This is a genomic window from Klebsiella sp. KP20-425-1 (genome assembly GCF_025813515.1).
In the GTDB taxonomy this organism is placed as follows: domain Bacteria; phylum Pseudomonadota; class Gammaproteobacteria; order Enterobacterales; family Enterobacteriaceae; genus Klebsiella; species Klebsiella pneumoniae.
Genome location: NZ_CP109614.1, coordinates 2,794,661 through 2,814,808, shown reverse-complemented (window position 1 = coordinate 2,814,808; position 20,148 = coordinate 2,794,661). Strand labels below are relative to the sequence as shown.

Here is a 20,148-nt window from a genome sequence, read left to right as displayed (position 1 = left end):
AGATAGCGCACATCCTCGGCGGTTAACGGCGCGGCAAAGAAAAAAAGGGGCGGCGCAAGGCCACCCCTGATGCGGTTGCTGATGGGGATCAGCCCGGGTAGATGCCGCGGTCTTTACGCGCCATCAGGATGCGCTCGCAGGCCACGATATAGGCGGCGGTGCGCAGCGTACACTCTTTCTCGGCGGCTTTATCCCAGACGTGCACGATAGCGTCGGTCATAATGCGGTCCATCTTGGCGTTGATCTCCTCTTCGCTCCAGAAGAAGCTGGCCATGTCCTGTACCCACTCAAAGTAGCTGACGGTCACCCCGCCGGCGTTGCAGATAACGTCCGGCACCACGATCACGCCGCGCTCGGCCAGCACGTCGTCCGCTTCCGGATAGGTTGGGCCGTTGGCCCCTTCCAGCACCAGTTTGCAGGTCAGCTTCTCCGCGCGCTCGCGGGTGATTTGCCCTTCCAGCGCCGCCGGGATCAGGATGTCCATCGGAGTGGTCCAGAAGGCGTCTTTATCGATCTCCTGGGCGCCCGGGAAACCGGCAATCTGCTTTTTCTCCGCCTGCCAGGCGGTGAGGGCGGCCATATCGATTCCGCCTTCGTTATACAGGGTCGCGGTATGATCCTGAATAACCACGATACGAGCGCCGACGCCGGCGAACAGGCGGGCCGCTTCGCTACCGACGTTACCAAAGCCCTGCAGCGCCACTTTGGCGCCTTCAATTTCGATACCGGCGCGACGGGCAACTTCCCGGCCGGTGACAAACACGCCGCGTCCGGTGGCTTTTTCACGACCGAGGGAGCCGCCGAGGTGGATCGGTTTGCCGGTGACCACGCCGGTGATGGTGGTGCCATGGTTCATGGAGTAAGTGTCCATCATCCATGCCATCACTTTGCCATTGGTGCCGACGTCCGGCGCCGGAATATCTTTCTGCGGCCCGATAATAATGCCGATTTCGCTGGTGTAACGGCGGGTCAGACGCTCCAGTTCACCTTCCGACAAGGAGAAGGGGTCGACGCGGATGCCGCCTTTGGCCCCGCCGTAAGGAATATTGACCGCGGCGCACTTAATGGTCATCCAGGCAGAAAGTGCCATGACTTCGTTAAGATCGACATCCGGATGGTAGCGAACACCACCTTTACCCGGTCCGCGCGACAGATTGTGCTGAACGCGATAGCCCTCGAAGTGGCGGATGGTGCCGTCGTCCATTTGCACAGGAATGTCGACGATCAGCGCGCGCTTCGGATGGCGCAGGGTTTCCACCCAGTAGGCAAGATCGCCGAGATAAGGCGCGACGCGGTCGATCTGGCGCAGGTAGGTGGTCCATGGAGATGTACTACTTTCAGATGCGTAAGATAACTTTTCCATAAGAGTCCTGTTTCTCAGTGTTATTTATGTCGTGTAAAACCGTGGAATAGCTACAGCAGTAAACTCTGTGCAATGAATGGTATCACCAATTTTATAAAGCGGTATTTGACGGCAATTCCGATTTTTAAATTTTTGTTAGATTTTTTATTTTTTGAGTGAATAACTACGCACGTCAACCACCCGCAAGCTGTGCATTTTAATTCACTTTTTATTCACTTAAGTGCATAAGAAAATATTTTTTCTATGTTTTTCATTATCTTGATGATCTTCAAAAAGTGAATAAATTGCTTTTGCCCGTATTGACAATCTTGTTGTTCACAGGCCAGCATTAGCCCACACAACAACATGGCATTAACCATGAATTAACAATTACCCGTAAAAAGAATAGGGCTTTATTTTTCTGTGGTGAATATTTTTACCATCGCAGCGGGTGCGCTCGTGCCCAAAATAAGCCGAGGGGCAGGGTTAATGTCGATTGTCCAACGCGACGGGAGCGTTTTCCGTCGTCTTACGTTCCGGAGATAAATTATGTCAGGCAGTATGACTCGCGAAGATTTTGACGCTTACCTGGTTCCCTGTTTTGCCCCCGCGCCGTTTATTCCGGTCAGAGCGGCGGGCTCCCGCGTCTGGGACCAGCAGGGGAAAGAGTATATCGATATGGCGGGCGGCATCGCAGTGAACGCCCTGGGCCATGCTCACCCGGCGCTGGCTCAGGCCCTGCAGGATCAACTGGCGAAACTGTGGCATATCGGCAATGGCTATACCAACGAGCCGGTGCTGCAGCTGGCAAAAACCCTCGTGCAGTCGACCTTTGCCGACAAGGTGTTTTTCTGCAACTCCGGCGCCGAAGCCAACGAGGCGGCCCTTAAGCTGGCGCGGAAATATACCCACGATAAGTTTGGCGGTGAAAAAAGCGAAATCATCGCCTTCAACCACGCCTTCCACGGCCGCACGCTGTTCACCGTCTCCGTTGGCGGCCAGCCGAAATATTCCAGCGATTATGCTCCGCTGCCGCAGGGCATTACCCATCTGCCCTATAACGATATCGAGGCGGTCACCGCGGCGATCTCCTCGCGCACCTGCGCGGTGATCGTCGAGCCTATTATCGGCGAAGGCGGGGTGATCCCGGCGGACCCGGCGTTCCTGCAGGCGCTGCGTACCCTCTGCGATCGCCATCATGCCACCCTGATATTCGATGAGGTGCAGACCGGCGCCGGGCGTACCGGCCATCTCTACGCCTACCAGCATTACAACGTCGTCCCGGACATTCTCACCAGCGCCAAAGGGCTGGGGGGCGGCTTCCCGATCGGCGCGATGCTGGCGAAAGAGGCCTGGGCGCAGGTCTTCCAGCCAGGCACCCATGGCACCACCTTCGGCGGCAACCCGCTGGCGGCAACCGTCGCTAACGCCGTGCTGGCCCATCTCGATGCGCCGCTGCTGGCGGGCGTTGGCGAGCGCCATGCGCTGATCGTTGACCAGTTGAATGCGATCTCTGCCCGTTACGATGCGTTCAGCGCCGTGCGCGGCACCGGTCTGCTGATCGGCGCTGAGCTGGCGGGGCCGCTGCGCGGCAAGGCCAAAACGTTGACCAACCTGGCGGCGGAAGAGGGGCTGATCGCCCTGATTGCCGGCCCGGACGTGCTGCGCTTCGCGCCGGCGCTCAATATCCCGCTGGCGGATATTGCGGAAGCCTTCGTGCGCCTTGATCGCGCCGTTGCCCGCTTAACCCGCTAACCGGGAGGACGGCCTGTGATGCTATTTCGTCCCGTACGGGAAAACGATCTCGACGACATCGTCCGCCTCGCCGCGCGGGCGGGGGTCGGCATGACCTCTTTACCGCATGACGTCGGGCGCCTGGCGGCCCGGATCCGGCGCAGTATCGAGACCTTCGCCGGCGAACTGCCGCGCAGCCAGCAGGGTTTCCTGTTTGTGCTGGAGGACACCGCGCTGGCGCGGGTGGTGGGGGTGAGCGCCATTGAGGTCGCAGTGGGCCTGGACGAGCCGTTTTACAATTTTCGCATTCAGAAAACGGTACGCGCCTCGAAAGCGCTGGGAGTCTATAAGCCCCAGGAGCTGCTTAATCTCAGCTATGACCACACCGGGCATAGTGAGCTGTGTACGCTGTTTCTCGACCCGGCGTATCAGCGCAACCGCAATGGTCTGCTGCTCTCCAAGGCGCGCTTTTTATTTATCGCCGCCTTTCGCGAGTGGTTCTCCCCGCACCTGTTTGCCGAACTGCGCGGCTGCAGCGATGAGCAGGGACAGTCGCCGTTCTGGGATGCGCTGGGCCATCATTTCTTCGACATCCCGTTCGCCGATGCCGACCGGCTGACCGGCACCGGCATGAAAACCTTTATTGCCGAACTGATGCCGGCGTACCCGATCTATATCTCACTGCTGCCGGAAGCGGCCCGCGGGGTCATCGGTCAGGTGCATCCCAATACCGCCCCGGCGCGGGCGATCCTCGAGAAAGAGGGTTTCAGCTGGCGCGGCTCGGTGGATATTTTCGATGCCGGTCCGGTGCTGGAGGCGGACACCGATCAGATCCGCGCCGTGCGCGACAGCCAGCGCCTGCCTGTCCGGCAGCTGATGGGCGACCTGCCGGCGCCGACCCTCGTCGCCAACGGTCAATTCGACAACTTTCGGGCGCTGCTGGTGGCCCACGAAGAGCAGGTCTCGCTTGACAGCGCCGCGCTGGACGCGCTGCAGGTCAGTGAAACCGACCGCGTTTATACGGTAACCCTGAATCCAGAGGACAACAGATCATGGCGGTAAAAGCACAGTTTATAGCCGGGCAGTGGCTGCCAGGCAGCGGCGCAACGATGAGCAAACTGGCCCCGGAGGATCAGTCGCTGCTGTGGCAGGCGGCCAGCGCGGGGGCTGACGACGTCCAGGCGGCCTGCGCCGCGGCGCGCGCGGCGTTTTATCCCTGGTCGCACCGGCCGCTGGCCGAGCGTATTGACGTCGTACAGCGTTTTGCCGCGCTGCTGGAGACGCATAAAGAGGCGCTGGCGACCCTGATTTCCCGCGAGACCAGCAAGCCGCTGTGGGAGACCCGCACCGAAGTGCAGGCGATGATCGGCAAGGCCGCGATCTCCATCGAAGCCTATCACCAGCGGACGGGCTTTCATGAGTCGACGCTGCCGGACGGTAAAGCGCTGCTGCGCCACAAACCGCACGGCGTGATGGCGGTCTTTGGCCCCTACAACTTCCCGGGCCACCTGCCCAACGGACATATCATTCCGGCGCTGATCGCCGGGAACACCATTGTGTTTAAACCCAGCGAGCTGACGCCGGCTACCGCTGAAATGACCGTCCAGCTGTGGCAGCAGGCGGGCATCCCCGACGGGGCGATCAACCTGCTGCAGGGCGGAAAAGCCACCGGCCAGGCGCTGCTGGAAAATCGTGATATCGACGGCGTGCTGTTCACCGGCAGCGCGGCGGCCGGTTTCCACTTCCATCGCTACTTCGGCGGCCAGCCGGAGAAGATGCTGGCCCTCGAGATGGGCGGCAACAACGCACTGATCGTCGCCGACGTGGCCGATATCGATGCGGCGCTACATGTGATTATCCAGTCGGCGTTTATCTCTGCCGGGCAGCGCTGCACCTGCGCGCGCCGGCTGATCGTGCCGCGCGGCGAGCAGGGGGATGCGCTGCTGCAGCGGCTGGTAGAGGCCAGCGCGCAGATCCGCGCCGGCAAGTGGGATGATCAGCCGGCGCCGTTTATGGGCGGGGTGATCTCTCTCGACGCTGCGCAGAACATGCTGGCGGCGCAGCAAAAACTGGAGGGGCTCGGCGGCAAGGTGCTGCTGCGCATGCGCCAGCCTGACCCGCGCTCCACGGTGCTGACCCCGGGGATCGTCGACGTCACCGGCATTGAGGTGCCGGATGAAGAGTACTTTGGCCCGCTGCTGACGATTATCCGTTACGACGGCTTCCCGGAGGCGATTCGCCTCGCCAATCAGACCCGCTATGGCCTGGCCGTCGGGCTGATCTCCAGCGATGCGGCGCAGTTTGATCAGCTGGCGGACGAGGCGCGAGCCGGGATCGTCAACTGGAACAAGCCGCTGACCGGCGCATCGAGTAAAGCGCCGTTTGGCGGGGTGGGCGCCTCCGGTAACCATCGCGCGGCAGCGTGGTATGCCGCCGATTACTGTGCCTGGCCGATGGCCTCTCTGGTCAGCGATACGCTGACGCTTCCGGCGACGGTATCGCCGGGCCTGCCATTCTGATAACGGATCCTGTGAGGACATATGTCTGGTTTTGAAGCAAACTTTGATGGCCTGGTCGGCCCGACGCACCACTACGCCGGACTCTCCGTCGGCAATGAAGCCTCGCAAAATAACCGCGATGGTCTCTCTAACCCTAAAAAGGCGGCGCTGCAGGGGCTGTATAAAATGAAAGCCCTGGCCGATCGCGGCTTCGTGCAGGGCATTCTGCCGCCGCAGCCGCGGCCGAATCTGCGTCTGCTGCGTGAAGTGGGTTTCCAGGGCAGCGATGAGCAGGTTATCCGGCAGGCGGCCCACGCGGCGCCGCAGCTGCTCTCCGCCTTCAGCTCCGCCTCGTCGATGTGGACCGCCAACGCGGCGACCGTCTCACCGTCGGCGGACAGCGCCGATGGCAAAGTCCATTTCACCGTCGCCAACCTGAACAATAAGCTGCACCGTATGCAGGAGGCGCCCACCACCTCGGCGATCCTTGGCGCCACGTTCGCCGATCCGCGCTACTTTGCCCACCATGCGGCGCTGCCGCAGCATGGCGACCTCGGCGATGAAGGGGCGGCCAACCATAACCGCTTCTGCCGGGAATATGACCGGCAGGGGGTGCAGTTTTTCGTCTATGGTCGACGCGCCAGCGGCGGTATCGCCCCGGTGAAGTATCCGGCGCGGCAGACCCTCGAGGCCAGTGAGGCGGTGGCCCGCCTGCATCAGCTGGATCCGCGCTACACGGTGTTTGCCCAGCAGGCGCCGCAGGCTATCGATCGCGGCGTGTTTCATAACGACGTCATCGCGGTCAGCAATCGCCATGTGCTGTTCCACCATCAGCAGGCGTTTGTCGATCAGGCGGCGGTGCTGGCCACGCTGCGGGCTAAAAGCGACAGTCTGGATATCCCGTTCACCAGCGTGGAAGTGCCGGACGAGCGGGTTTCGCTCGATGACGCCGTGGCCTCATACCTGTTCAACAGCCAGCTGCTGAGCAAACCTGACGGTAAGATGCTGATCGTGGTGCCGGAGGAGTGCCGCCAGCGGGAAAACGTCTGGCGCTATCTCAGCGATCTCGCCGCCGACAGCGCATCGCCGATCGATGAAGTGGCGGTCTTTGACCTGCGGGAAAGCATGCGCAACGGCGGCGGCCCGGCCTGTCTGCGGCTGCGAGTGGTGCTCAACGAGGCGGAGCGCCAGGCGGTCAACGCCCATAGCCTGATGAACGACGAACGTTATCAGCAGCTGACGGCATGGGTGGAAAAACACTATCGCGACCGGCTGCATGCCCGCGATCTGGCGGACCCGCAGCTGCTGCGCGAGGTTTATCAGGCGCTGGATGAGCTGACGCAGATCCTGCGCCTGGGCGCGGTCTATGATTTTCAGCGTTAAGGAGCGGCAGATGGAGCACCTGGTTAACGATTTACTGCACTGCCGCCTGCAGGCGTGGACCTTTCCGGCGGGCATCGAGGCCCGCTGGCTGGGCGAGGGCATTTTACAGCTGCTGCCGACGGCGCCTTGGCGCCAGGCGACGATCCTCTCCGCCGGCGTGCATGGCAATGAGACCGCGCCGATTGAACTGCTGCTGCAGCTAACCCACGATCTGAGCCAGGGGCGGCAGCCGCTCACGCAGGCGCTGCTGATCGTCTTTGGTAATCTGCCGGCGATCCGCGCCGCGCGTCGCTATCTGCATAACGACCTGAATCGCCTGTTCGGCGGCCGCCATCTGGCGGTCACCCCGGGAAATGAGTCGCGGCGGGCTTTTGCGCTGGAGCAGGCGGTGCAGGCTTTTTATCGCGCCGCCGATGCGGCGGGGCCGGTCAACCGTGGTCATCTCGATATGCACACCGCCATTCGCGGATCGCTGTATCGCCAGTTTGCGCTGCTCCCGGCCCACGCCGGGGATTTTTCGCCCGATTTCTATCAGCTGCTGCAGGCCAGCGGGATGGACGCCGTCGTGCGCCATACCGAAGCGGGCGGCACCTTCACCCATTTCACCTGCGAAAAGTTCGCCGCGCAAAGCGCCACCCTGGAGCTGGGGAAAGTGATGCCGTTCGGCGCCAACGATCTCAGCCTGTTCGCCGCCGCCGACGCGGCGATCCGGGCCTGGATCGCTGACGCGCCGCTGCCGCCGCGCGACAAAGCGCCGGTGGACTACTTCCTGGTCGAGGAGAGCATCATCAAGCGCGAGGGGGAATTTACGCTTAATCTCGCGGCAGACGTTGAAAACTTCACCGCGCTCCCGGCAGGGTATGAGATCGCCCGCCAGGCAGAGAAACGTTGGGTGGTGCAGGCCCGGGCCCCCTATATCCTCTTTCCCAACGCCGGGGTCGCCACCGGCCAGCGCGCCGGGCTGTTGCTCCGCGCCGCTGCCCTTCGTCTCCCGCAACCAGCCTGAGGAAACACCATGACTGAACATCAACATCAGGCGTCACCTGCCGCCGGAGGTGAAGGCGCGTCACAGCTTAAGCGCGGGCTCAGCGCCCGCCATATCCAGATGATTGCCCTCGGCGGCGCCATCGGCACCGGACTGTTTATGGGGGCGGGGCGCAACATCGCCGTCGCCGGCACCTCGATCCTGGTTATCTATGTGCTGGTCGGGTTCTTTACCTATATGGTGATGCGGGCGATGGGCGAGCTGCTGCTCACCCGCCATGACTACCGCTCGTTTGCCGACTTTGTCGGCGAGTATCTCGGGCCGCAGGCCAGCTTTTACCTCGGCTGGACCTACTGGCTAAGCTGGGTGGTGACCTGTATCGCCGACGTGGTGGTCTGCGGGAGCTATATGCAGTACTGGTTCCCGGAACTGTCGGCGTGGATGCCGGCCCTCAGCATGCTGGCGATCCTGTTCCTGCTTAACCTGCTGTCGGTGAAAATGTTCGGCGAGGCGGAGTTCTGGTTCGCCCTGATCAAGGTGATCACCATTATCGCCCTGATCGGCACCGGCGGCTGGATGATTGCCACCGGCTGGACCTCCCCGGACGGCGTGACGGCCTCCCTCAGCCATCTCACCGACCCGACGGCCTTTATGCCTCACGGCATCACCGGCTTTTTCGCCGGCTTCCAGATAGCGATCTTCTCCTTTACCGGCATTGAGCTGCTGGGCACCATGACGGCGGAGACCCGCGATCCGCAGCGCATTTTGCCCAAGGCGATCAATGCTCTGCCGCTGCGGATTATCATCTTCTATCTGCTGTCGATGGTGGTGATCATCGCTGTCGCCTCGTGGCCGGGGGTGTCGGCGGAGACCAGCCCCTTCGTGACGCTGTTCGCCAAGGCCGGGCTGCCTGCCGCCGCGGCGGTGATTAACTTTGTGGCGCTGACCTCGGCGATGTCCTCGGCCAACAGCGGGGTCTTCTCCAGCACCCGCATGCTGTACGGCCTGTCGGTGGAGAAGCATGCGCACTGGCAGTTTCGTATCCTGTCGCGCAGTACCCGCATTCCGGTGCGCAGCCTGCTGTTCTCCTGCTTCTGCATGCTGATCGGCACGCTGTTGCTGTTTCTGGTGCCGAACGTGATGACCCTGTTCACCATCGTCTCGACCCTGGCGGCGATTATGGTGGTGTTCAGCTGGGGGATGATCCTCGTGGCCTATCTGGTTTACCGCCGTCAGCGTCCGGACCTGCACGCCGGGTCGATCTTTAAGATGCCCGCCGGGGTGGTGATGAGCTGGGTGAGCCTGCTGTTCTTCGCGTTCGCTATCTTCATCATGATCTTTGACCCGGACACGCTGCTGGCGCTGTTGGCTTCTCCGCTGTGGTTTATCGCGCTGTGGGGCTTCTGGAAGCTGAAGCAGCGGCGCGAGGGGCAGCTTCAGCTGGACAACCAGAGCGCCTGACACCCGCCGGCCCTGGCGGCCGGCTAAGCAGGGGGGAAGACTTGACGCCTGTTTGTGCCCGGTGGCGGCTGGCGCCTTACCGGGCCTACATGCTTACCGGACCTGGGATAAGCGGTATCCCCCGCGGTGCGATCTCCCCCCAGGCCCGCGCAAGCGCAGCGCCGCCGGGCGGGATAGTCGGCGCCGTAGTAGCCCTGGCGGGCGGCGGTCAGGCGCTTTCCGCCCGGGAGGGGGCCGCGCCCAGCGCGGACTTCATCCGGCTGGCGCAGAATATCGCCAGCAGCGAAATCGCCACCGTAACGCCCAGATAAATGGCCACCGGCCGCCAGTCACCGTCATATTTTGCCAGCAGACCGGTGGCGATAAGCGGCGCGGTGCCCCCGGCCAGCGCGGCGCCCAGCTGGTAGCCGAGGGTGATCCCGGTATAGCGCACATTGGCGCTGAAAATCTCAGAGCACAGGGTGCCGAGCACCGCGGTTACCGGCGCCCACAGGATGCCGAAGGCAACGATCGTCGCCAGCATGATGCCCCAGCCGGTGCCGGTGTCGAGCAGCAGGAACCACGGGACGATAAACAGCCCCAGCAGCACCACGCTCAGGGTGTACATCTTTTGCCGACCCACCTTGTCTGACAGCAGCCCCATCAGCGGGATCATCACGGTGGCCACCAGCGCGCCCAGGGTCACGGATTCCAGCGCCTGCGACTTCTGATAGCTCAGGGTGGTGGTGGCGTAGCTGACCACAAAGGTGGAGAAGATATAGAAGGGGGCGGTCTCCACCACTTTCAGGCCGGCGGCGATCAGCACTTCCCGCCAGTGGTGCTTGAGCGTATCGCGCAGCGGGGCCTTCGCCACCTGGCCGGATTTTTTCACCTGCTTAAAGGCGGGCGTTTCGTCGATATCTTTACGGATCCACAGGCCGAGAAAAACGAGGACGGAGCTGAGCAGGAACGGTATGCGCCAGCCCCAGGCGAGAAACTGCGCCTCATCGAACAGCGTCATCAGCGAGACGATAAATGTCGCCATCAACATGCCGATGGTCACCCCGGCCTGGGGAATGCTGCCGAAAAAGCCTTTCCGCTTTTCCGGCGCGTATTCATAGGCCAGCAGCAGCGCGCCGCCCCATTCGCCGCCGATACCCATGCCCTGAATAATGCGCAGAGTAATCAGCAGGGCCGGCGCCCAGAGGCCCACCATCTCGTAGGTGGGCAGCAGGCCGATCGCCACCGTGGCGCTCCCCATCAGCGACAGGGTCAGCACCAGCGTCTTCTTGCGGCCGATGCGATCGCCGATATGGGCGAAAATCACGCCGCCGATGGGGCGGATAAAAAACGTCAGCGAGAAGGAGAGCCAGGAGAGGATCAGGCCGATAACCGGGTCGACCATCGGAAAGAAGATTTTGTTGAACACCAGCGCGGCGGCGGTGCCATAGAGAAAATAATCGAACCATTCGATGGCGCTGCCTGTCAGGCTCGCGATCAGTACCTTCTTGTTTTTCTGCAGAATGGATGCAGTGTTGTCTTGTGGATTGCTCATTACGAAACGTTCTCCCGCCACGGTAGATAGGTCAGGTGTCACTCTGTACGAGCAGGGTGCAACCTGATGTGAAAAGGTTGTGTAATTGTTAAGCAACTTAGGGTTGAAGGTTACAATTGGCAAGTTTATCGCTGGCAAACTGGGCGTTATGGCGCGCTTTGAACTGGTATAACCGCGACGCTATTTTTTATTTTCCACCTGATTTTGCTGTTTTTTGTTATTTTCATAGTGAGTTGTTCAGGTGCAACCCGCCTGTTTTTAGATGTTTCTTGTTATTTCAAAATGGTTACAAATCGACGCCGCTATGCCTTCCGGCAGGCGGCGTTTATGATAGCGAAAGCATCCTCTCCGCTCGGCTGAGAGAGGATTAAGGAGACAGAATGGCAGAACAATTTCCTCCGCTGTCGGCAGCGACGCTGGCGGCGGCTAACCAGGTCGGCGCCTGGCTGGCGCAGGACGATCTGGCGACGCTGCCCGCGCTGCCGCAGGTGGACGTGGTAGTGCTGGCCGGCAACGCCGTGATCCCAACCATCGACGCCGCCTGCCGTCTGGCGGCGGCGCAGGCGGTCCCGCTGCTGATCAGCGGCGGCGTGGGACATTCTACGGGCTATCTCTACGAGGCGGTGCGCCAGGATCCCCGTTACCGTACGTTGCCGGTGGATGGCCGCCCGGAAGCGCATATTCTGGCCGACATTGCTCATGACTACTGGCACATCCCCCATTCGCGGCTGGTGGTGGAGGACCAGTCAACCAACTGCGGTGAGAACGCCCGTTTTACCCGGACCACGCTGGAGAGCCGGGGGCTCGCCCATCGTCGCGGGATCGTCATTCAGGACCCGACTATGCAGCGGCGAACCATGGCTACCTTCGCCCGCGTCTGGCAGGGGGCGACGACGCCGCCGCAGTGGTTGAGCTTTCCCGGCTGCTCGCCGGTGCTGGAGCAGACCGATGGCCAACTGGGGTTTGCGGGCGGCGGAGCGGGGCTCTGGCCGGTCACCCGCTACCTGGGGCTGCTGCTGGGCGAGCTGCCGCGCCTGCAGGATACCCCTGAAGGGTACGGTCCGCGGGGAAAAGACTTCATCAGCCATGTCACCTTCCCGCCGGAGATCCTCGACGCCTGGCGACAGCTGCGGGAGGACGCCCAGCTTGCCGGGGCCCTGCAGGCCCGCACCCTCGGCTGAAAAATGCCCGTTTACGGCAGATTCGTCGCAAACGGGCAATTTGTGTTATTAAAATGTTACCTCAAGCGGGCATTTTTGGCCCGTTTTTATGAATCAGCTCACAGAACTGCGTCAATGTGCTGCCGAACAGCGGCTTATCCGCCCGATATTTAACAAAAAAATCACCTGTTAAATACAAATGCACCACAGGAGCAGCCATGACAGCACCCGTTCAACACCCGATGTATATTGATGGCCAGTTCGTTTCCGGTCGCGGCGACGGCTGGATCGACGTGCTTAACCCGGCGACCGAAGCGCTGCTGTCGCGGATCCCGGACGGGACTGCCGAAGAGGCGCGGCTGGCGATTGACGCCGCCGAGCGCGCCCAGCCCGGCTGGGAAGCGCTGCCGGCCATTGAGCGTGCGGGCTGGCTGCGCAAAATTGCCGCCGGTATCCGCCAGCGTGCCGACGAGATCGCCGGGCTGATTGTCGCTGAAGGCGGCAAGATCCAGCAGCTGGCGGCGGTGGAGGTTGCGTTCACCGCGGACTATCTCGACTATATGGCAGAATGGGCGCGCCGTTACGAAGGTGAGATCGTGCAGAGCGATCGCCCGGGGGAGAATATCCTTGTCTTTAAACGCGCGCTGGGGGTGACCACCGGGATCCTGCCGTGGAACTTCCCGTTCTTTCTTATCGCCCGCAAGCTGGCGCCGGCCCTGATCACTGGAAATACCATCGTCATTAAGCCCAGCGAATTTACGCCCAATAATGCCATCGCCTTTGCCGAGATTGTCCATCAGGTTGGGTTGCCGAAAGGGGTCTTTAACCTTGTGCTTGGCCGCGGAGAAACCGTTGGCCAGGAGCTGGCCGGCAATCCGAAGGTGGCGATGGTCAGCATGACCGGCAGCGTGGCGGCGGGAGAAAAAATTATGGCCGCTGCGGCGAAAAATATCACCAAAGTGTGCCTCGAGCTCGGCGGCAAAGCGCCTGCCATTGTAATGGACGATGCGGATCTGGAGCTGGCGGTGAAAGCGGTAGTGGACTCGCGGGTGATTAACACCGGGCAGGTGTGTAACTGCGTCGAGCGGGTCTATGTTCAGCACGGAATATACGACCGCTTCGTCAACCGCCTCGGTGAGGCGATGAAGGCCGTCCAGTTTGGCGACCCGGCGACGCGGGATGACATCGCGATGGGGCCGCTGATCAACGCGGCGGCGCGGGACCAGGTGGCGGGCAAAGTGGCGAAGGCGGTGGCGCAGGGGGCGCGGGTGGCGCTGGGCGGTCAGCCGCTGGAGGGCAAAGGCTATTTTTATCCGCCGACCCTGCTGCTGGATGTACGTCAGGAGATGGACATTATCCATGAGGAAACCTTCGGTCCGGTGCTGCCGGTGGTGGCCTTTTCGACCCTCGATGAGGCGCTGGCGATGGCCAATGACAGCGATTATGGCCTGACCTCCTCAATCTATACCCGCGATCTGAACGTGGCGATGAAAGCGATTAAGGGACTGAAGTTTGGCGAAACCTATATCAACCGTGAGAACTTTGAGGCGATGCAGGGGTTCCACGCCGGCTGGCGTAAGTCGGGGATCGGCGGGGCAGATGGCCGCCACGGCCTGAATGAGTACCTGCAGACCCAGGTGGTCTATCTGCAGGCCTGAGGCACTCCACACAGAACCGGCGGACAGCGCAGGCTGTCCGCCGTTCACTTAGCGGGCAAATTTCTCCAGCACGCGGATCAGTTGGGTGACAAAGCCGTATTCGTTATCGTACCAGGCGACGGTTTTCACCAGCTATACGCCGCCGGCCTCCACAATCTCCAGCTGGGTAGCATCGTAGATCGAACCGAAATGGCTGCCGATGATATCGGAAGAGACGATCTCCTCTTCGGTGTAACCAAAGGATTCATTGCCCTCAGCCGCCTGCCTCATCGCCTGATTGACCTCATCCGCAGTCACCTTTTTCTCCAGCACCGATACCAGCTCCGTCACTGAGCCGGTTTTGGTCGGTACGCGCTGGGCATGGCCTTTCAGCTTACCGCTCAGGGCAGGGATCACCAGGCCAATGGCTTTTGCCGCGCCGGTAGTGTGCGGGATAACGTTTTCCGCCGCCGCCCTGGAGGCGCGCAGATCTTTTCCGCGCGGCCCGTCCACCAGCGACTGGGTGCCGGTATAGGCGTGGATGGTGGTCATGGTGCCTACGGTGATGCCGAAAGCATCCTGCAGAACTTTGGCCATCGGCGCCAGGCAGTTGGTGGTGCAGGAGGCCACGGAGATGATGGTGTCATCCGGGGTCAGGGTGTCATCGTTGACGTTGTAGACGATGGTTTTCATCTCGCCGGCGGGGGCGGAAATCAGCACTTTGCGCGCGCCGGCCTGGAGATGGGCTTGCGATTTCTCGGCCGAGGTGTAGAACCCGGTACACTCCACAATCACCTCGGCGCCTGCCGCCTGCCATGGAATATGCTGCGCCTCTTTTTCGGCATACACCGTAATGGTTTTGCCGTTGACGATCAGCGCATCTTCGGTAAAGTCGACGCTCCACGGGAAGGGGCCGTAGTTTGAATCATGCTTCAACAGGTAGGCCAGCACCTTTGGCGAAGTGAGGTCGTTGATAGCCACCACTTCCAGGCTGCTGTCGACTTCTAATAAACGACGTAACACCAGACGTCCGATACGACCAAATCCATTAATCCCAAGTTTACTCATGGATATTCTCCGGTTGGTAAAACGACTCGATGTGATGAAACTCCTCCAGGCTTAGCCCTGTCCCCCTGATTGGTCAACTGACAATCTGTGCGCTATGCCAGGGCCTGCGGGCCGGAGAGGGGAAAAGTGAATGTTTTCCCGGTCTTTTTTGCCCGTGACGGCAGGGAATGATTTTTGTTACCAGAGATGAGGGGGCTGCCTGCTGGCGAAACGACGAAAAGCGTCTATGCTTAACTATTGAATAGCTTAGTAAAAAATTGACGTTAGACGAAGGGAGAGGTTATGGGATTCTGGAGAATCGTTTTCACTATCATTCTGCCGCCGCTGGGTGTGCTGCTGGGAAAAGGCTTCGGCTGGGCGTTTATTCTCAATATCATTTTGACCCTGCTGGGCTATATTCCTGGCCTGATCCACGCCTTTTGGGTGCAGACCCGCGATTAAAGGCTGACCCTCGCCGCCTCCCCCTGAGACCGGCTCAGGGGGGCATCAGGCACTCTTTATACAACAGCGTATTATCCTTCGACCAGTAGTGCCGGGTCTCCTCTTCCAGATCGACGATCCACTTAAATACCCCGGCGCTGGCAAGATCCCGGCAGTACTGTTCAAAGTTAATGGCCCGGGCAAAGTGGCGGATAACGGCGGCCCTGGTCAGACAATGGCTGGCCTCAGCCCGAACGCGCAGCAGCCCGCGGGCGCTTTTTACCGAGACCACCTCGTCGTTTGCCATTACGAAATTCATATTGCCGGTGGAAACAAAATAGATGTAGTAGGAGACCTGATGCCGACGCAGTTCATTGGCGAAGGTGGCATAGTCGGCGTCAGAACGCGCTTGCTCAAAAAAATGACCCAGCCTGACCAGCAGTTCCATTTCGATCCTTATCGTGTCGCTGTGTGCGGCTTTGGCCGATAGCGGCAGAAACCATTCACTAAATAACTTATTCGCATTTTAATAATATAGGCGCGTTATATTAATGGTTATTGTGTAACTGGAACACGGTTTCAAGTGTTACAATCTATTGCAATCGTTTGGCTACCTGGTCAGCGATGCGTAAGCGAACGGCGAGGCGGGAACGAGGAGACAAGCGCCGGCGGGGAAGGCCGCCGGCGGGAAAACGGCGCTACTTCTGAATCAAATAGCGAATGGTTGGGCCATCCTGTTGAATATCCAGCACCGTGTAGCCGTGGTTCCTTGCATCAAGCGGAATGTTATTGATCGACTGCGGACAGTCGCTGACCACTTCGAGGATCTCGCCTTTTTGCAGGGAAGGCATTGCCTCCAGGGTAGCGACCGCCGGATACGGGCAGGGTTCGCCGACCATATCCAGGCGATAATCAGGGATGATGTTTTTCATGCGCTCTCCTTCACGGTCCGGACCGCCGCCTGGCGGCGGAAAAAATGTCTCTCCCAGGCGATCACCAGCAGCAGGGCGATCAGCAGCAGCAGATAGGTGGCCAGTAGTCCGCCAAAGGGACCGAAGGCGTTCAGCAGGTTGACTTTCTGCCAGTGGGTGGCGAGGGGGGCGGCGATATCGTCCCAGCACCAGGCGAGCAGCGTTGAGCCGATGACGTTGCCCAGCCCAACCCACCAGTAGTGAACCTGGCCCTCCACCGCCCGGTACATCCAGCCGGTCTCACAGCCGCCGGCCAGCACGATGCCAAAGCCAAATAGTAGCCCGCCAATCGCCGCATTAGGACCGGCCCACATAATTTTCGGCGCCATCCCCAATTGCACATAGCTGAAGATACCGATGGCGCTCGCCGCCATGCCGAAGATAATCGCCTTCGCCATCACCGTCCGGCCGGTGATCCACATATCGCGAAAGGCGGAGGTAAAGCAGATCTGCGCGCGCTCGATAAGCAGACCAAAGCCAATACCGAACAGCATCGCCAGGCCGAGCGCCGGGTGGTCTGCGGCGGTGAGCAGGCCCCAGCCGATCATGGCGAAAAAGACCACCATCCCCAGGCGGAAGCGGCGGCGCGCCTGCTGCGGTTTTTGGGTTAAGGGCGAGGCGGCGGACACTTTTTGCATTTTTACCGGGATGCGAAAAAGGGGCAGCAGCGTGAAGCGGGCGCCAAACCAGGAGCCGATGGCGGTGGCGATGGCAAACAGCCAGGCGTGCAGGGAGAACTGCGGAATGCCGGTGAAGAAGGCCGCCAGGTTGCAGCCCATCGCCAGCCGTGCGCCGAACCCGGCGATGATGCCGCCCGCCACGGCCTGCGCAATGCGGATCCGGCTGCGTGGCAAGCGCAGTTTGACGTTATTCGCCCACAGCGCGGCGGCCAGGCAGCCGCCGAACATGCCGATGATCATCCTGCCATCGATGCGGGTCAGCGGCGACCCTTCGAGATGTATCAGCTGGTAATAGCCCCACTGTTCGCTGTGGACGCCCAGCAGCTGCAGCAGCTGACCACCCCAGCGGGTGAATTCGCCGGTCACCGCCCAGAAGGTGCCGGTGATGCCAAAATAGTAGGTAGAGAGAATGCCCGCGGCAATGACCGCCGGGACAGGAGACCAGAATCGGATAAGCCAGGCCTGTTTGAAGGATTGCCATGTCATAAAAATGCCTCTGAACTCAGAAGGTATTAACGGTCGATGACCGACCAAAGGGGGCAAATAGTACCCGCCTTAGCGCCTGCTTTCTCTGTTTTGGATCAAGGCCCTACGCTTGCGTCAGCACGGCAACCAGCGCCAGCAGCGCGGGCAGCGCCTGAATATAGAGAATTTTGCGGCTGGCGGTCAGCGCGCCGAAAATCCCGGCGGCCAGCACGCAGGCCAGGAAAAAGATAACCACCTGCACCCCCGGCGCCCCCAGCCACAGCCCCCATGCCAGGCCGGCGGCCAGAAAGCCGTTATACAAGCCCTGGTTGGCCGCCAGCACCCGGGTCTGCCGGGCGAAATCGGCGCTGAGGTTAAAGGCCCGGCGCCCGGCGGGGGCTTCCCAGAGAAACATCTCCAGCACCAGGATGGCGAGATGAATAATAGCGACCAGCGCAACGAGGAGAGTGGCTAACACAGCGGTCCTTAACGATTAGAGAAATGTTTCTCCAGTATAACCGCAGGTGCTCACCAGGCGAGAGGGCGACTGCTATAGTGCAGATAGCGTCATATTTTCCCGCCGCGAAGAGCGTCGGTTTATCTGATTGCCCTTTGGTTTAGCTAAGCGGTGCTAGCATGCCGGGTTCTTTTTACGGGTATGGCATAGGTTACTGAATGGTAAATAAATTATGGATTTTGTTATCAGCGCTACTAATGGTTGCCATGCCGTCGGCGCAGGCCGGGGAATTAAACCTCTATTCGATGAATACCGGTTCCTATGTCTATCATATGACGGGTAACCACGGACAATATAACGAACATTTCAATAACAACTTTTTCTCGGTGGAGCGCAAGTTTTCTCAGGATTCAAAATACAGCGTGCTGGTCGGAACGATGAAAAACAGCTTTGACGATCGTTGCCTGACCCTCGGCGTGCGCCGCGACTGGCTGAAAAACGATACCGGCTGGGTACTGAAAGGGGTGTATGCCTATACCGGGGAATTTTTCTTTGATGCCTTCAGCCACTGTGGGGATTCCGGCACCTACCGCACCGCCAAAAAAATCACCGGCATCGGTTTTTCGCCCTACCTCTATCATGGCCTGCAATATAATTTCACCGATTATTTCGGTGTGGAAGGCGGCATTATTGTGCCGGCGATCTTTGTGATGAGTGTTCAGTGGAGCTTTCGCTAGACGCTTTATTTCCCGGGAAAAGAGCAGGCCACCACAGGTGGCCTGATACTAACGACCTGGCGGCAGGAATTAATGGAAGCCGAGACGGATCAGATCCAACGGGCAGAAGCGGCCCTCGCAGCCGTCGATTTCAACGCAGTCCGCCCGGCGCAGCTGCTCAGCGGTTTTCCCCTCGCCATGGATAGCTTTAATCACGCCCGTCGTCCCGTTACCGGCGATCATTACCATGCTGCCGGTAGCAATAGCGTTACGATTACGGTCATAGGTTTTCATGGTCTCCTCCTCAATAAACCTGGGTGAAAGCAATGATTAAGCGCGCAAATTAATACCGCTTTCTGCCTAAAAAAGTTTTGAGGATAATCAAATTTATTTTAATAACCGCCTGAGCATAAAGGCAAGAAGACCTTCTGTTCGCCTCCATCGCATCGCCTGCGCGGCGAGGGGATGAAGCGTGATACTGGCCGTCATATGTCAGCCAGGTTACTGTTTTATGACCAGATTATTAACCTTGCCAGCCCGCGGAAAATAGCGAAAGATGACAATATTCGGGCATCAACGGTGCCAGTGCCTGTCCTGAGGGAGCCATGAGTCAAGACGTCACCGCGAAGATGTTAAAGCCCGATTTTGATAGTGAAGTTTCCGGCCTGGTGCATGGCTATTTGTTTCATGAACAGCGCCCCCCGCAGCCGATCGCCTCTGGCGAGGTATGCGCCCGCTATCAGGCGCTCGCCGATGACAAGGCGTTTATCTGGTTACACCTGAATCTTAATCATGCCACCGCCGAGAAATGGTTAACCAGCCACTTTCCGGTGGCCGATTTTTTCTTCGAGGAGATCCGCAGCGGCTCGCACACCACCCGCATTGAGCGACAGGGGGAAAATCTGTTCGCTGTGCTTAACGATGTGCTGTTTCGTCCGCAGGATACCAGCGCGGAAACCGCCACGCTGTGGCTCTACTGTAGCCCCAGGCTGGTGGTGACGGCGCGCTTCAAACCGTTGCGGTTTATCGAATGGATGCTGCCGCGCTTGCAGACGCTCAGGGTGAACACGTCTACTGAGCTGCTGGCCTTTCTGCTGGAGGAGCAGGAGGAGGTGCTGGAGCAGGTCGTCCGCCAGGCCAGCCGCCATGTTGACCTTATTGAAGAGCGTCTTCTGAGCAATCACGTGCAGCGCAACCGGGCCGATCTGGCGCGGCTACGGCGGATGCTTTTACGCTTCCAGCGGCTGCTGGCGCCGGAGCCGGCGGCGATGTTCCGGCTGCTTAACCGGCCGCCGGCGTGGATGGATCGCGCGGTGGTGCAGGCGTTTCGTCAGTTCACCGAAGAGTTTAGCGTGGTGCTTAACGATCTGTCGGGCCTGATCGAGCGCATCAGTCTGCTGCAGGAGGAGATTGGCGCCCGCCAGCTGGAGCAGAGCAATCGCACCCTCTATACCCTGACGGTGATCACCGTCCTCGCGCTGCCGATTAACATCGTCGCCGGTTTCTTCGGCATGAACGTCGGTGGGATCCCGCTGGCAAGCAACCACCACGGGTTTATCCTGCTGGTGGTGATTGTCGCTGTCTTTACCCTCGGCGCCGGTTACCTGGCGTTTCGCCGGCGCGATGACCTGTAGATT

The 20,148-nt window shown here is 60.2% G+C and carries 20 protein-coding genes and 1 pseudogene; 11 read left to right on the top strand and 10 right to left on the bottom strand.

From position 1 onward, the window contains the following. Positions 1–88 precede the first annotated feature (88 nt). Together OHJ17_RS13890 and OHJ17_RS13885 are read right to left on the bottom strand one after the other, a co-directional pair. On the bottom strand, positions 89–1,363 hold the full coding sequence (locus OHJ17_RS13890) for a Glu/Leu/Phe/Val family dehydrogenase (RefSeq protein ID WP_004151574.1): 1,275 nt from the start codon (positions 1,361–1,363) through the stop codon (positions 89–91). A 212-nt stretch (positions 1,364–1,575) separates the two neighbouring features. After that, entirely contained in the window at positions 1,576–1,722 is a 147-nt protein-coding gene (locus OHJ17_RS13885; RefSeq protein ID WP_004224524.1) for a hypothetical protein, read from the bottom strand. Between the two features lie 169 nt (positions 1,723–1,891). On the opposite strand from OHJ17_RS13885, the gene OHJ17_RS13880 reads away from it, so the two are divergent. Genes OHJ17_RS13880 through OHJ17_RS13855 form a run of 6 tightly spaced genes read left to right on the top strand, consistent with a single transcriptional unit; the run spans position 1,892 to position 9,403 of the window. Further along, complete coding sequence (locus tag OHJ17_RS13880; RefSeq protein ID WP_029602607.1) at positions 1,892–3,097, top strand: bifunctional succinylornithine transaminase/acetylornithine transaminase; 1,206 nt, start codon at positions 1,892–1,894, stop codon at positions 3,095–3,097. An 18-nt stretch (positions 3,098–3,115) separates the two neighbouring features. After that, a complete protein-coding gene (astA, locus tag OHJ17_RS13875) occupies positions 3,116–4,138 on the top strand; it encodes an arginine N-succinyltransferase (protein WP_004140076.1) in 1,023 nt (340 codons plus the stop codon). After that, positions 4,129–5,595, top strand: a complete 1,467-nt coding sequence (gene astD / locus OHJ17_RS13870) for a succinylglutamate-semialdehyde dehydrogenase (protein WP_004210329.1) — start codon at positions 4,129–4,131, stop codon at positions 5,593–5,595. The genes astA and astD overlap by 10 nt, the downstream gene beginning before the upstream one ends. A gap of 21 nt (positions 5,596–5,616) precedes the next feature. After that, positions 5,617–6,957, top strand: a complete 1,341-nt coding sequence (gene astB / locus OHJ17_RS13865) for an N-succinylarginine dihydrolase (RefSeq protein ID WP_004224541.1) — start codon at positions 5,617–5,619, stop codon at positions 6,955–6,957. A gap of 10 nt (positions 6,958–6,967) precedes the next feature. Next, positions 6,968–7,963 (top strand): succinylglutamate desuccinylase, encoded by a 996-nt coding sequence (astE, locus tag OHJ17_RS13860; protein WP_004176358.1) that lies wholly within the window; start codon positions 6,968–6,970, stop codon positions 7,961–7,963. 9 nt (positions 7,964–7,972) lie between these two features. Next, positions 7,973–9,403 (top strand): amino acid permease, encoded by a 1,431-nt coding sequence (locus OHJ17_RS13855; protein ID WP_002903059.1) that lies wholly within the window; start codon positions 7,973–7,975, stop codon positions 9,401–9,403. A 208-nt stretch (positions 9,404–9,611) separates the two neighbouring features. On the opposite strand, the gene OHJ17_RS13850 is transcribed toward OHJ17_RS13855, so the two are convergent. Continuing rightward, positions 9,612–10,937, bottom strand: a complete 1,326-nt coding sequence (locus OHJ17_RS13850; protein ID WP_023287589.1) for an MFS transporter — start codon at positions 10,935–10,937, stop codon at positions 9,612–9,614. A 380-nt stretch (positions 10,938–11,317) separates the two neighbouring features. Here OHJ17_RS13850 and OHJ17_RS13845 point away from each other — a divergent pair, with 380 nt between their 5' ends. Next, positions 11,318–12,118 (top strand): YdcF family protein, encoded by an 801-nt coding sequence (locus OHJ17_RS13845; protein ID WP_032432990.1) that lies wholly within the window; start codon positions 11,318–11,320, stop codon positions 12,116–12,118. A 61-nt stretch (positions 12,119–12,179) separates the two neighbouring features. On the opposite strand, the gene OHJ17_RS13840 is transcribed toward OHJ17_RS13845, so the two are convergent. Then, entirely contained in the window at positions 12,180–12,317 is a 138-nt protein-coding gene (locus OHJ17_RS13840) for a hypothetical protein (protein ID WP_004140057.1), read from the bottom strand. Between OHJ17_RS13840 and aldA the strand changes: the two genes are divergently transcribed. Further along, complete coding sequence (aldA, locus tag OHJ17_RS13835; RefSeq protein ID WP_023287591.1) at positions 12,316–13,755, top strand: aldehyde dehydrogenase; 1,440 nt, start codon at positions 12,316–12,318, stop codon at positions 13,753–13,755. The two genes, OHJ17_RS13840 and aldA, sit on opposite strands and share 2 nt — an antisense overlap. A 48-nt stretch (positions 13,756–13,803) precedes the next feature. Here the strand turns inward: aldA and gap are convergent. Next, positions 13,804–14,802 (bottom strand): annotated as a pseudogene (gene gap, locus OHJ17_RS13830) (type I glyceraldehyde-3-phosphate dehydrogenase). Positions 14,803–15,084: 282 nt separating this feature from the next. On the opposite strand from gap, the gene OHJ17_RS13825 reads away from it, so the two are divergent. Continuing rightward, entirely contained in the window at positions 15,085–15,243 is a 159-nt protein-coding gene (locus tag OHJ17_RS13825; protein WP_002903230.1) for a YqaE/Pmp3 family membrane protein, read from the top strand. Between the two features lie 34 nt (positions 15,244–15,277). Here the strand turns inward: OHJ17_RS13825 and OHJ17_RS13820 are convergent, their stop codons facing one another. From OHJ17_RS13820 to OHJ17_RS13805, 4 genes are all read right to left on the bottom strand, one after another. After that, positions 15,278–15,670, bottom strand: coding sequence for a DUF1398 domain-containing protein (locus tag OHJ17_RS13820; RefSeq protein WP_004224558.1), 393 nt, complete (start codon positions 15,668–15,670; stop codon positions 15,278–15,280). A gap of 250 nt (positions 15,671–15,920) precedes the next feature. Then, complete coding sequence (yedF, locus tag OHJ17_RS13815) at positions 15,921–16,154, bottom strand: sulfurtransferase-like selenium metabolism protein YedF (RefSeq protein ID WP_002903233.1); 234 nt, start codon at positions 16,152–16,154, stop codon at positions 15,921–15,923. Next, a complete protein-coding gene (gene yedE, locus OHJ17_RS13810) occupies positions 16,151–17,359 on the bottom strand; it encodes a selenium metabolism membrane protein YedE/FdhT (RefSeq protein ID WP_002903234.1) in 1,209 nt (402 codons plus the stop codon). The genes yedF and yedE overlap by 4 nt, the downstream gene beginning before the upstream one ends. 103 nt (positions 17,360–17,462) lie before the next feature. Beyond that, on the bottom strand, positions 17,463–17,816 hold the full coding sequence (locus OHJ17_RS13805; RefSeq protein ID WP_002903236.1) for a DUF1304 domain-containing protein: 354 nt from the start codon (positions 17,814–17,816) through the stop codon (positions 17,463–17,465). A gap of 236 nt (positions 17,817–18,052) precedes the next feature. Here OHJ17_RS13805 and OHJ17_RS13800 point away from each other — a divergent pair, with 236 nt between their 5' ends. Next, positions 18,053–18,532: a hypothetical protein gene (locus OHJ17_RS13800; protein WP_004179667.1), complete on the top strand. Its 480-nt coding sequence runs from the start codon at positions 18,053–18,055 to the stop codon at positions 18,530–18,532. Positions 18,533–18,601: 69 nt separating this feature from the next. Here OHJ17_RS13800 and ydfZ read toward each other — a convergent pair whose 3' ends face one another. After that, positions 18,602–18,805 (bottom strand): putative selenium delivery protein YdfZ, encoded by a 204-nt coding sequence (gene ydfZ / locus OHJ17_RS13795; protein ID WP_004151566.1) that lies wholly within the window; start codon positions 18,803–18,805, stop codon positions 18,602–18,604. A 311-nt stretch (positions 18,806–19,116) separates the two neighbouring features. Between ydfZ and OHJ17_RS13790 the strand changes: the two genes are divergently transcribed. Continuing rightward, positions 19,117–20,145: a CorA family divalent cation transporter gene (locus OHJ17_RS13790; protein WP_004179669.1), complete on the top strand. Its 1,029-nt coding sequence runs from the start codon at positions 19,117–19,119 to the stop codon at positions 20,143–20,145. Positions 20,146–20,148 lie beyond the last annotated feature (3 nt).